The following is an 11,105-nucleotide window of genomic DNA, read 5'->3' as shown; positions in this document are numbered from 1 at the left end:
GCCCCGGTGGAGTCGCTGATGCCGCTGCGGCTGGCCCGCTACGGCGTGCCGCTGGCGGAGACCGCCCCGGCGGGTCTGGCGGCGGCGGGCATCGAGCCGGCCCTGCTCCCGCCGGCGCCGGTTCCGGCGGCCGCGCCCCAGCAGGAGCTGACGGCGGCCGCCCCGGTCGACGGCGGCCTCCGGGCCGTCGAGGCGGCCCCCGCGCCCCCGCGGCCACAGCCGGGACCGCAGGACCGGCAGGCCGGCCGGGCGCCCGCCGCCGCACCCGCGGAGGAGGAGCAGAGCCCGTGGTTCCAGGCGCCGGTCGAGGTCGCGTACCAGGGAGGCTACGACCCCACGTACGACCCCTCGGAGCAGTACGCCCAGTGGTACGAGGAGCAGCAGCAGGCCGAGCAGTACCAGGACCAGTACCAGGAGGAGCCACCGGCGCAGGAGCCCTCTCCGGAGGAGACCGGTTCGTTCCCCATCCCGGTGGGTCCCGGGCGCAGCCGCGAGCTCGGTGAGGGCGGCGGCACGCCGATCGCCGAGCCGGACGAGGAGTCGTACTACCAGATCTTCAAGCAGTCGTCGATGAGCGGCAGCGGCTACCCGACGCCGAGCCAGTTCAGCTACGACGTGGAGGCGACCTACGGCACCCCGATCCCGGACTCCGAGGCGAAGCGCATGGTCATGCGTTTCCAGAACCGCCACGCGGCGGAGCTGGAGGAGGACCACATCGCCTGACGCGCGGTGGACGACGGAGGGGGGGGCCCGGGGGGGACACCGGCGCCCCCCCCCCCGGCGGGGGGGCCGCCAAAACCCCCCCCCGGGGCCCCCCCCCGACAGGGCCCCCCCCCCCCCGCGGGGGGGGGGGGGGGGGGGGGGGCCGCGGGGCCCCCCCCCCCCCCCCCCCTCCGTCGTCGTGGTGCCGCCTACTCCCCGAGCAGGGTCCGCACCCGTTCCTGGCCCACGGCCAGCAGCAGGGTGGGCAGCCGCGGCCCGGTGTCCCGCCCGACCAGCAGGTGGTAGAGCAGGGCGAAGAACGTCCGCTGGGCGGTCTTGATCTCCGGCGGGAGTTCCTTGGGGGTGGCGTCGGCGGAGAACCCGGCCTGCACCTTGGGGACGCCGTAGACGAGGTGCGTGAGGCCGTCCAGCGACCAGTGGTCGGCGAGTCCGTCGAGCAGGAGCCGCAGGGACTGCCGGGAGGCCTCGTCGAGGGACTTCAGCAGCTCGGCGTCGGCTTCGGCCCGGACGATGGTGCGCTGGTCGGCGGGGACGTGGGTGTTGATCCAGGCCTCGGCCTTGTCGTAGCGGGGCCGGGCCTCGTCGAGGGAGCCGAGCGGGTTCTCCGGGTCGAGGTCGGAGAGGATCCGCAGGGCCTGGTCCTGGTGTCCCGCGGTGATGTCGGCGACGGAGGCCAGCGTGCGGTACGGCAGCGGCCGGACGGTGCGCGGCAGCTCACCGGCGGCCGTGCCCACCGCACGGGAGTGCGCGGCGACGTCGGCCGGGAGCGCCGATCCCTCGGCGACCTTGGCGTCCAGCTTGTCCCACTCGTCGTAGAGCCGCTGGATCTCCTGGTCGAAGGCGATCTTGAAGGACTGGTTGGGGCGGCGGCGGGCGTAGAGCCAGCGCAGGAGCTGGGGCTCCATGATCTTCAGCGCGTCGGCGGCGGTGGGGACCCCGCCCTTCGAGGACGACATCTTCGCCATGCCGCTGATGCCGACGAAGGCGTACATGGGCCCGATGGGCTGCTCGCCGCCGAAGATGCCGACGATCTGGCCGCCGACCTGAAAGCTGGAGCCGGGGGACGAGTGGTCGACGCCGCTCGGCTCGAACACGACTCCCTCGTAGGCCCAGCGCATCGGCCAGTCGACCTTCCAGACCAGCTTGCCGCGGTTGAACTCGTTCAGCCGGACGGTCTCGGCGAAGCCGCATGCGGTGCACGTGTAGGACAGCTCGGTGGTGTCGTCCACGTACGAGGTGACGGTGGTGAGGTCCTTCTCGCAGTTGCCGCAGTAGGGCTTGTACGGGAAGTAGCCCGCCGAACCGGACGAGCCGTCGTCCTCGTTCGCCGCGCCCGACCCCTCCGCCGCCTCGAGCTCGGCCTCGTCGAGCGGCTTCTGCTGCTTCTTCGCCGGGGCCTTCTTCGTGCGGTACTGGTCGAGGATCGCGTCGATGTCCCCGCGGTGCTTGATCGCGTGCAGGATCTGCTCGCGGTAGACGCCGGAGGTGTACTGCGCGGTCTGGCTGATCCCGTCGAACTCCACGCCGAGCTCGGCCAGCGACTCGACCATCGCGGCCTTGAAGTGCTCCGCCCAGTTCGCGTGGGGCGAGCCCTGCGGCGCCGGGACGGAGGTCAGCGGCTTGCCGATGTGCTCGGCCCAGGAGTCGTCGATCCCGGCGATGCCCTGCGGCACCTTGCGGTAGCGGTCGTAGTCGTCCCAGGAGATCAGGTGGCGGACCTGGTGCCCGCGGCGGCGGATCTCGTCGGCGACCAGGTGCGGGGTCATGACCTCGCGGAGGTTGCCCAGGTGGATGGGTCCCGACGGGGAGAGTCCGGACGCGACGACCACAGGTTTGCCGGGGGCCCGACGCTCCGACTCCTCGATGACCTCATCCGCGAAACGGGAGACCCAGTCGGTGGTCTCGGTGCTCAGAGCCACGATCGGCACGTCCTCTTGTTCTGAAGGCTTCCGGGTTTGAAGTGCGTTCCATTGTCCCAGACGGCCCCGCGCCCGGGAAAACCGCTTTACCCCCCATGGGATACTGACCGTGTCTATCCATCCCCACGAGGAGAACGGCACCCACTCCTATGGCCCCGGTCACGTCCCTCAGCCACTCCGTCGAACAGCACCTCTCGTCCGCTCTCTCGGCCACCCTGCCGGAGGCCGCCGGCGCGGACCCGCTGCTGCGACGAAGCGACCGGGCCGACTTCCAGGCCAACGGCATCCTGGCGCTGGCCAAGAAGGCGAAGGCGAACCCGCGGGAACTGGCGACGCAGGTCGTGTCGCAGGTCGTCACGGGTGACCTGATCGGGGAGATCGAGGTCTCGGGCCCCGGCTTCCTGAACGTGACGATCACCGACGGCGCGATCACCCGGAACCTCGCGGCGCGGTACGCGGACACCGACCGTCTGGGCGTGCCGCACTCCGGCCACCCGGGCACCACGGTCATCGACTACGCCCAGCCGAACGTGGCGAAGGAGATGCACGTCGGTCATCTGCGGTCGGCGGTCATCGGCGACGCGACGGTGCAGATCCTGGAGTTCACCGGCGAGAGCGTGGTCCGCCGGCACCACATCGGCGACTGGGGCACCCAGTTCGGCATGCTCATCCAGTATCTGGACGAGCACCCGCACGAGCTGGACCACAAGGACTCCCAGGTGAGCGGCGAGGAGGCGATGTCGAACCTCGACCGCCTCTACAAGGCCGCGCGCAGGCTGTTCGACGCGGACGAGGAGTTCAAGACCCGGGCCAGGCGCCGGGTGGTGGACCTCCAGGCGGGCGACCCGCACACGCTCGCGACCTGGCAGAAGTTCGTCGACGAGTCGAAGATCTACTTCTTCTCGGTCTTCGAGAAGCTGGACATGGAGATCCGGGACGAGGACATCGTCGGCGAGTCGGGTTACAACGACATGCTGGCGGAGACCTGCCGTCTCCTGGAGGAGTCCGGGGTCGCGGTCCGTTCCGAGGGCGCCCTCTGCGTCTTCTTCGAGGACGTCAAGGGCCCGGACGGCAACCCGGTCCCGCTGATCGTGCAGAAGTCGGACGGCGGCTACGGCTACGCGGCTACCGACCTGTCGGCGATCCGTGACCGCGTCTTCCAGCTCAAGGCGAACACGCTGCTGTACGTCGTGGACGCCCGTCAGTCGCTGCACTTCAAGATGGTCTTCGAGACGGCGCGCCGGGCGGGCTGGCTGAACGAGGACGTCAAGGCGCACCAGTTGGCGTTCGGCACGGTCCTCGGCAAGGACGGCAAGCCGTTCAAGACCCGTGAGGGCGAGACGGTCAAGCTGGTCGACCTCCTCGACGAGGCGGTCGACCGGGCCACCACCGTGGTCCGGGAGAAGGCCGTGAAGGTCGGCCTGTCCGAGCCGGAGATCGTGGAGAACGGCCGGTACGTGGGCGTCGGCGCGGTGAAGTACGCCGACCTGTCGACGTCCGCCGTGCGGGACTACAAGTTCGACCTGGACCAGATGGTCTCGCTGAACGGCGACACGTCCGTCTACCTCCAGTACGCGTACGCCCGTATCCAGTCGATCCTGCGCAAGGCCGGCGAGGCCCGCCCGGCCGCTCACCCGGAGCTGGAACTGGCCCCGGCGGAGCGGGCGCTGGGCCTGCACCTGGACCAGTTCGGCGAGACGGTGCACGAGGTCGCGGCGGCGTACGAGCCGCACAAGCTGGCGGCGTACCTGTACCAGCTGGCCTCGCACCTGACGACGTTCTACGACCAGTGCCACGTGCTGTCCCCGGACAACTCGCCGGAGGTCGTCGAGAACCGCCTGTTCCTGGTGGACCTCACGGCCCGCACCCTCCACCTGGGCATGACCCTGCTGGGCATCCGGACCCCGGACAAGCTCTGAGGCAGCGCCCCGGCGCCCCGGCGCCAGTGCGCTCCACGCACGCGGCCCGTCCCCCCTTCCGGCCCCGGGCCGCGGGGGCGGACGGGCCGCGGTCGTGACGGGGCCCCCGGCCGGCGCCCCGCCCCGGGACGCTCGTCCGGACCCGTTCCACGCCGACGGGGGACGGCGGGCGGGAGTGCTTCGGGGCGCGGGCGGGCCGGATCCCGGAACCGACTCCCCGCACCCGTACGTCCCCTGTCTCGACGACGCGAGAACACCGATGTGAGGAGGGGCGGTTGGGCGGCGCGGACGACCTGTCGATCGTCGACCTCCTGATCACCTTCCTGCTGGTCGGAGGCGCGGGGGTGGTCATCCCGGCCGCCGTCGTCCTCCCGCTCGTCGGCCTGGGCATCTGGCTGACCCACGCCTGGCGCCGTCGCCGCGCGCGACGCTCCGCCTGACGGCCCGTCGCGGACCGGGCGGAACCCACCGGCCCGGGCCGCTGTCAGTGCCCGCCCTTACAGTCACCGGCATGGCGACTCTTCCCAATCCGCTCCCCAAGCTGGCCTCCGACCCCAGCGGCCGCTCCCTCGGCCTCCAGCTCCCGCCGGGCCGGCTGATCGACACGACGATCGAGGGGGTGTGGCACGAGCCGTTGCTGTGGCACGCGGCGCAGTCCGCCTCCTCCGGCAACTGGACGGCTCTGGGCGCGACCGCGGGGCGGGCCGGGCTGGTGCCGGTCCTGGTCGACCTCGGCGGCTCCCGAGGCGGCCCGTCCGCATGGGAGTTGATGCCCGCCGAGGTGTCGTACCCCGGCGACCACGACGCGGAGGAGGTCCTCGCGGAGTACTGGGAGGAGTGCGCGGCGGACGGCGAGGAGTGGCCCGGTCTCGGCGCGCCCGGCACCCTGACGGCGGACCCCGACGCCCGCGCCGCGCAGATCGCCGACACCCTCGCGGAGCAGGGAGCCGCGTGGTTCGACTCGCCGCATGTCGCCCTGGTCCCCGCCCGTCGCAGCGCCGACGTCCCGGCGGCCGTCGGCTGGTCCGGCCCGGCCAACCACGAGAACGACACCGCGCGTCTGTGCGCCGTCCTGCGCTCCTGGGAGGACCGCTTCGGCATACGGGTCGTCGGCCTCGGTTTCGACGTCCTGGCCGTGTCCGTCGCGGCCCCGCCCGGCACCCTCGCGGAGGCGGAGGGGATCGCCGCCGAGCACTTCGCGTTCTGCCCGGACAACGTCCTCCAGGGCTCGGGCACCCTGGAGGCCTACGCCGGGCAGCTCGTCGGCGCGCCCGTCTGGACCTTCTGGTGGGACTGATCCGCGCTATCCGGTGAGCCCCCGCCGCAGCCTGCGCAGTCCCTCCGCGATCTCGTCCGGGGTCTGCGTCACGAAGCACAGGCGCAGGGTCGAGCGGTCGGGTTCACCGGCGTAGAAGGGGGCGCCGGGGACGTACGCGACGTCCTGGGCGACGACCCGCGGGAGGAGGGCCGTGGTGTCGTACGACCCGGGCAGGCGGACCCAGAGGAACATGCCGCCCTCGGGGCGGGTCCACACCGACCCCGCGGGGAGGGCGTCCGGGAGGCCCGCGAGCATGGCGTCCCGGCGCTCCCGGTACACGGCGGCGACCCGGGTCACGTGCGCGTCCAGGTCGAAGGCGGTCAAGTACCGTGCCGCGGCGAGCTGGTTGACGGTCGGCGTGTGCAGGTCGGCGGCCTGCTTGGCGACGACGCAGGCCCGGCGCACCTCGTCCGGCGCGCGCAGCCAGCCCAGCCGGAGGCCGGGTGCCATGACCTTGGAGAAGGAGCCGAGCAGGATCGTACGGTCGCGGGCGTCGGGGTGGGCGGCGATCCAGGGGACGCGCTCGCCGTCGTAACGGAGTTCGCCGTAGGGGTCGTCCTCGACGATCCACAGTCCGTGCCGGGCGGCGACGCCGGCGACCGCGGCCCGGCGCTCGGTGGGCAGGGTGCGGCCGGTGGGGTTCTGGAAGGTGGGGACGGTGTAGAGGAGCTTGGGCCGTTCGCGGACCACGAGGTCGGCGAGAGCTTCGGGATCCGGACCGTCCGCGTCGCCGGGCACGGCCACGATCCGCGCTCCGGCCAGACCGAAGACCTGCAGGGCGGCCAGGTAGCAGGGGGCCTCGACGAGCACCGTGTCACCGGGGTCGACGAGAGCGGTCGCCAGCAGGGAAAGGGCCTGCTGGGAACCGGTGGTGACGAGCAGGTCGTCGGCGGTCGTGGGCAGGCCACGGGCCGCCGTGCGTGCCGCGAGCCGCTCCCGCAGGCTCGGCTCGCCCTCGGTCGTGGCGTACTGGAGGGCCTGGGACGGGGTTTCCTCCAGGGCGTGGCGGAACGCGGCGGCCACGCCCGCACGGTCGAACAGCTCGGGCGCGGGCAGCCCGCCCGCGAAGTTGATGACCTCGGGGCGGGCGGTGACGGCGAGGATGTCCCGCACGGGCGAGCCGCCGATCGACCGGACCCGGGCGGCCGGCGAAGGCAGCGACGCGGGACCGGCGACGGGAGCGACGGCGACCGCGGGGCCGGCCTCGGAGGAGGCGGGGGCGGGCGCGGAGGAGGCGGGGGCGGGCGTGCCGGGAGACTCGGCTGCGACAGTCATGCCCGCACCCTAGGGAGATACATGTCGCCTACACATGGGTTTCTGCCATGTGGACAGCGGCCCGCGTTCACCCCTTCGTGCCCGTCGCCCCCGTACGCGGTGAGGTCGTCGTCCGTCACGTCGTCGATGCCGCGGTGGCGGAGCGTCCAGGACGGGGCCCGGAGGGTCGCCGACAACCGTCCACCTGCGCCCTCGACCGGAACACGAAGGTGAACCCGCGCTCCGTGTAGGCCCGTTGCACGGCCCGGGTCGGCTCAGGATGCAGCTCGTCGGTGAGCTGGGTGAGGACGCACCTCGGCGGACTCTGCGGACTCGGCGGACTCGGCGGCCTCTGCGGCCTCTGCGGCCTCCGCGGACGAAGGGGCTCTCCCGGGACGGAGCTCTCCCCGGGCCGTCGGGCGTCCCACATCCCGTCCCGTCGAGACCCGGTCGTCGCAGGTCGGAGGCCATGGGACCGACCCGGCGTCCCGACTTGCGCGGTGGGGGTGGAAGGTCGGGGGCCGTACGACCCAGGCTTGCCCCATGCCCACACGCCCCACTCCCCCCACCCGCCGCCGCGTCCGGCTGCTCGCCGTCGCGCTGACCGCCGCCGCGGCGCTCGCCCTCACCGCGTGCCGCGACGGCGAGGGCCTGCGCGACGAGGGCCCGTCGGGCGCCGGCGCCCTCACGGGGACCGGCGCCCCGGCGGGGTCGGACGGCTACGGCACGGCGGAGGCTCCGGCCCGCTCCCACGCGGAGCCGCCGAGCGGAAACTCGTAGTCGGGCCGCCCGTTCTCGCCGCTCGTGCGGAACGGCCTGCCCTTGTCGTCGATCGTCAGCTTGCCGTGCCGCGCACCGCTGGACCAGGACAGCTCCAGGTACCAGCGCACGTCGTACGCGGAGGCGTCGGCGGTGACGTAGTAGACCTCCGGGTCCGACTCGCTCACCTTGAACGGGAAGTCCTGGTGCCCCGCCTCGGGCACCAGCGCCGGCCGCGCCGCATCGAGGGCCACGGAGAAGGAACGCGTCGGCACACCGCCACCACAGCCGACCCCCGGGTAGCCCATGGCGTAGTCGTTCCAGGCGAGCGGCGCCGACTTGCCGACGGTCCGGACCGTCAGGCTGTCCACGACGACGGTCTCCTCGCCGGTCCCCTGCACGGTGAGCTCCAGGAACTGCTCCCCCGCCGACACGGCCCCGTGCCGGGCCACCCAGGCGGGCGCGTCCTGCTCGATGGGCGGCGGCCGGACCTGTCCCGGCCCCTGTTCGATCAGATAGCGCTGGCTGCAGGGGCTCTCCCAGGCGTACGGGCGGGTGGTGACCGTCAGCGGGGCCGGATCGTCGGCCGCCGCGTCCGGCTCCGTCGAGGAACCGGGGGTGGCGGAGCCCGACGGGGAGGCGGACCCCGAGGCCGAGACCGACGGCGACGCGGACGGCGAGGAGGTGCTCCCCGTCCCCCTCCCCCGCACGGACGCCGCGGGCGCAGCCTCGACGTCGTGCCCCTCGCCGGACCCGCCCGAGCCGCCGGACGGCAGGGTCAGGGCGAGCACCAGGGCGACCGAGCCGAGGGCGGCCACGACACCGGTTCCGGCGAGCACCAGCGAGCGGCGGCTACGCCGGGACCGCCGCTGCTCTCCCACGACCTCGGCCGCGACGACCGTGTCCCCTGCCCCTGACCCGGCCCCTGACCCGGTTGCGGCGTCCACGGCCGCCGGTTCCGCGGCGCTCCCGTCGGCGACCGGGTCCGCGACGGCGTCCGTCCCGGCCGCCGCAGCCCCCTTCCTCCCCCGCAGCGCGTCCGCCAGGACCCAGCGCCGGTGCAGCTCGACGAGCTCCTGGGGTGACGCCTTGCAGAGCCGGGCCAGTCGCTCGACGGGCGCGTAGTCCGTGGGGACGGCGTCCCCGTTGCAGTAACGGTGCAGCGTCGACGTACTCATGTGGAGCCGCTTCGCGAGCATCCCGTAGCTCAGCCCGGACCGCGCCTTCAACTCCCGCAGCAGCTCGGCGAACTCGGTCGCAGACACCGTTCCTCCACTCCCCATGTCCCGTCCCCGTGTTCCAGGGACGGTCCGTTTCCGCAGGTCAGATCCGGTGCGTTCATTCCAGCGTCCCTGATCGCCGGTCGGCCGTGGCGGCCGGGACGGATCCCCGCACAAGCTTTGGTCATCCAAGCACGCCGCTTCAACCCGGCTTTCCGGAAGAGGACTTCACGATGCGTATCCGCCGCACCAGCCACCTGCTCGCCCTCACCGCCCTGGCCGCCCTCGCGCTCACGGCGTGCGAGGACGGGACGGGCGTACAGGACGAGGGCGCCTCGCACCCGGCGTCGTCGACGGCCACGGCGGCCCAGGCCACGCCGGGCACGGACAAGAGCACGGGCGCCGGCGCCGGCACGACGAAGGGCACGACGGGCTCGGGCGGCTCGTCGGGCCGGACGGGCGGCGGCGCCGGCGCCGACACGGGCACCACCACGGGCGGCCGTACGGGCGGCACGGCCGACGACACCTCCGCCGACACCCGCATCCTGTGCAACGGCTCGAACACGAAGGTCACCGCGCAGCCGGTGGCCCGACCGCTCAACCACATGCTGCTCACGGTGACCAACACCGGCAGCAAGAACTGCGACCTGACCTACAACCCGGTCGTGCGCTTCGACGAGATGCAGTGGGTGCCGCAGGCCGCCGAGGAGACGAAGCCGCAGGCGGTGACGACCCTCGCGCCCGGCGAGTCCGGCTACGCGGGCGTGCTGCTGTCCGCCGCCGACGGCAGCGGCGACGGCGGACAGACCGCCAAGAAGCTGACGATCGCCTTCCAGGGCTACACCCCGAACAGCGACGGCGGCGCCTCGGCGACGCCGCCGCTCCCCGCCAAGGGCGTCTATTACGACAGCTTCCTGGCGGTGACGTACTGGCAGCAGGACAGGGACGACGCCCTGTCCTGGTGACAGCGGACGGACTACCGCAGCTTCTGGGCCACTTCGGTGGCCCAGTAGGTGAGGATGTTCCGCGCTCCGGCGCGCTTGATGCCGGTCAGCGTCTCGAGGATCGCCCGGTCGCGGTCGACCCAGCCCTTCTCGGCGGCGGCCTCGACCATCGAATACTCGCCGGAGATCTGGTAGGCGGCGACCGGCACGTCCACGGCGTCGGCGACCCGGGCCAGCACGTCGAGGTAGGGGCCGGCCGGCTTCACCATGACCATGTCGGCGCCCTCCTCCAGGTCCAGCGCCAGCTCGCGCAGCGACTCACGGAGGTTCGCCGGGTCCTGCTGGTAGGTCTTGCGGTCGCCCTTCAGGGACGAGCCGACGGCCTCCCGGAACGGCCCGTAGAAGGCCGACGAGTACTTGGCGGTGTACGCGAGGATCGAGACGTCCTCCCGGCCGATCTGGTCGAGGGCGTCACGGACGACCCCGATCTGCCCGTCCATCATGCCGCTGGGCCCCACGACATGGGCGCCCGCGTCGGCCTGCACCTGCGCCATCTCGGCGTACCGCTCCACGGTGGCGTCGTTGTCGACGCGCCCCTCCGCGTCCAGCACCCCGCAGTGCCCGTGATCGATCGTCTCGTCCAGGCACAGGTCGGACATGACGAGCAGGTCGTCCCCGACCTCGGCCCGCACGTCCCGGATGGCGACCTGGAGGATCCCGTCGGGGTCGGTGCCGGGCGTGCCGAGCGCGTCCTTCTTGGACTCCTCCGGCACGCCGAAGAGCATGATCCCGGAGATCCCCGCCTGCACGGCCTCCAGCGCGGCCTTCTTCAGGCTGTCGCGCGTGTGCTGCACGACGCCGGGCATGGCCTGGATCGGCACCGGCTCGCTGACACCCTCCCGCACGAACGCGGGCAGGATGAAGTCGGCCGGGTGCAGCCGGGTCTCCGCGACCATGCGCCGCATGACCGGGGTGGTGCGCAGCCGCCGGGGACGCGTACCGGGAAAGGAACCGTACTTCGTCATACGCCCTACGCTACGCCCGGCCCG

Annotated in this window: 9 protein-coding genes and 1 pseudogene; 6 read left to right on the top strand and 4 right to left on the bottom strand. The window is 73.0% G+C overall.

All coding sequences use genetic code 11. The annotated features are described in order from the left end of the window. A pseudogene (locus tag J2X68_RS39165) lies at nucleotides 1-723 on the top strand (hypothetical protein); the annotation flags it as partial. 188 nt (nucleotides 724-911) lie between these two features. Here the strand turns inward: J2X68_RS39165 and lysS are convergent. After that, nucleotides 912-2,651, bottom strand: coding sequence for a lysine--tRNA ligase (gene lysS, locus J2X68_RS39160; RefSeq protein ID WP_310437389.1), 1,740 nt, complete (start codon nucleotides 2,649-2,651; stop codon nucleotides 912-914). A 140-nt stretch (nucleotides 2,652-2,791) separates the two neighbouring features. On the opposite strand from lysS, the gene argS reads away from it, so the two are divergent. The 3 genes from argS (at nucleotide 2,792) to J2X68_RS39145 (ending at nucleotide 5,858) form a co-directional block, all read left to right on the top strand. After that, nucleotides 2,792-4,561, top strand: a complete 1,770-nt coding sequence (gene argS / locus J2X68_RS39155) for an arginine--tRNA ligase (RefSeq protein ID WP_310437388.1) — start codon at nucleotides 2,792-2,794, stop codon at nucleotides 4,559-4,561. Between the two features lie 275 nt (nucleotides 4,562-4,836). Then, a complete protein-coding gene (locus tag J2X68_RS39150; protein WP_310437387.1) occupies nucleotides 4,837-5,001 on the top strand; it encodes a hypothetical protein in 165 nt (54 codons plus the stop codon). Between the two features lie 71 nt (nucleotides 5,002-5,072). Continuing rightward, the gene (locus J2X68_RS39145; RefSeq protein ID WP_310437386.1) at nucleotides 5,073-5,858 is read left to right on the top strand and encodes a DUF4253 domain-containing protein; all 786 of its coding nucleotides are present in this window, start codon (nucleotides 5,073-5,075) and stop codon (nucleotides 5,856-5,858) included. A 6-nt stretch (nucleotides 5,859-5,864) separates the two neighbouring features. Here the strand turns inward: J2X68_RS39145 and J2X68_RS39140 are convergent, their stop codons facing one another. Continuing rightward, on the bottom strand, nucleotides 5,865-7,154 hold the full coding sequence (locus J2X68_RS39140) for a PLP-dependent aminotransferase family protein (protein ID WP_310437385.1): 1,290 nt from the start codon (nucleotides 7,152-7,154) through the stop codon (nucleotides 5,865-5,867). Nucleotides 7,155-7,676: 522 nt separating this feature from the next. Here J2X68_RS39140 and J2X68_RS39135 point away from each other — a divergent pair. Then, a complete protein-coding gene (locus tag J2X68_RS39135) occupies nucleotides 7,677-7,913 on the top strand; it encodes a hypothetical protein (protein ID WP_310437384.1) in 237 nt (78 codons plus the stop codon). Here J2X68_RS39135 and J2X68_RS39130 read toward each other — a convergent pair. After that, nucleotides 7,853-9,157 (bottom strand): helix-turn-helix transcriptional regulator, encoded by a 1,305-nt coding sequence (locus J2X68_RS39130; RefSeq protein ID WP_310437383.1) that lies wholly within the window; start codon nucleotides 9,155-9,157, stop codon nucleotides 7,853-7,855. The genes J2X68_RS39135 and J2X68_RS39130 overlap by 61 nt on opposite strands. Before the next feature lie 188 nt (nucleotides 9,158-9,345). Between J2X68_RS39130 and J2X68_RS39125 the strand changes: the two genes are divergently transcribed. Next, a complete protein-coding gene (locus tag J2X68_RS39125) occupies nucleotides 9,346-10,077 on the top strand; it encodes a DUF4232 domain-containing protein (protein WP_310437382.1) in 732 nt (243 codons plus the stop codon). A gap of 11 nt (nucleotides 10,078-10,088) precedes the next feature. Here the strand turns inward: J2X68_RS39125 and hemB are convergent, their stop codons facing one another. Continuing rightward, nucleotides 10,089-11,081: a porphobilinogen synthase gene (gene hemB, locus J2X68_RS39120; RefSeq protein WP_310437381.1), complete on the bottom strand. Its 993-nt coding sequence runs from the start codon at nucleotides 11,079-11,081 to the stop codon at nucleotides 10,089-10,091. Between the last annotated feature and the right edge of the window lie 24 nt (nucleotides 11,082-11,105).

This window comes from Streptomyces sp. 3330 (assembly GCF_031456635.1).
Classification (GTDB): domain Bacteria; phylum Actinomycetota; class Actinomycetes; order Streptomycetales; family Streptomycetaceae; genus Streptomyces.
Note: the sequence above shows the minus strand (reverse complement) of the source record. Positions and strands in the feature narration are given on the sequence as shown.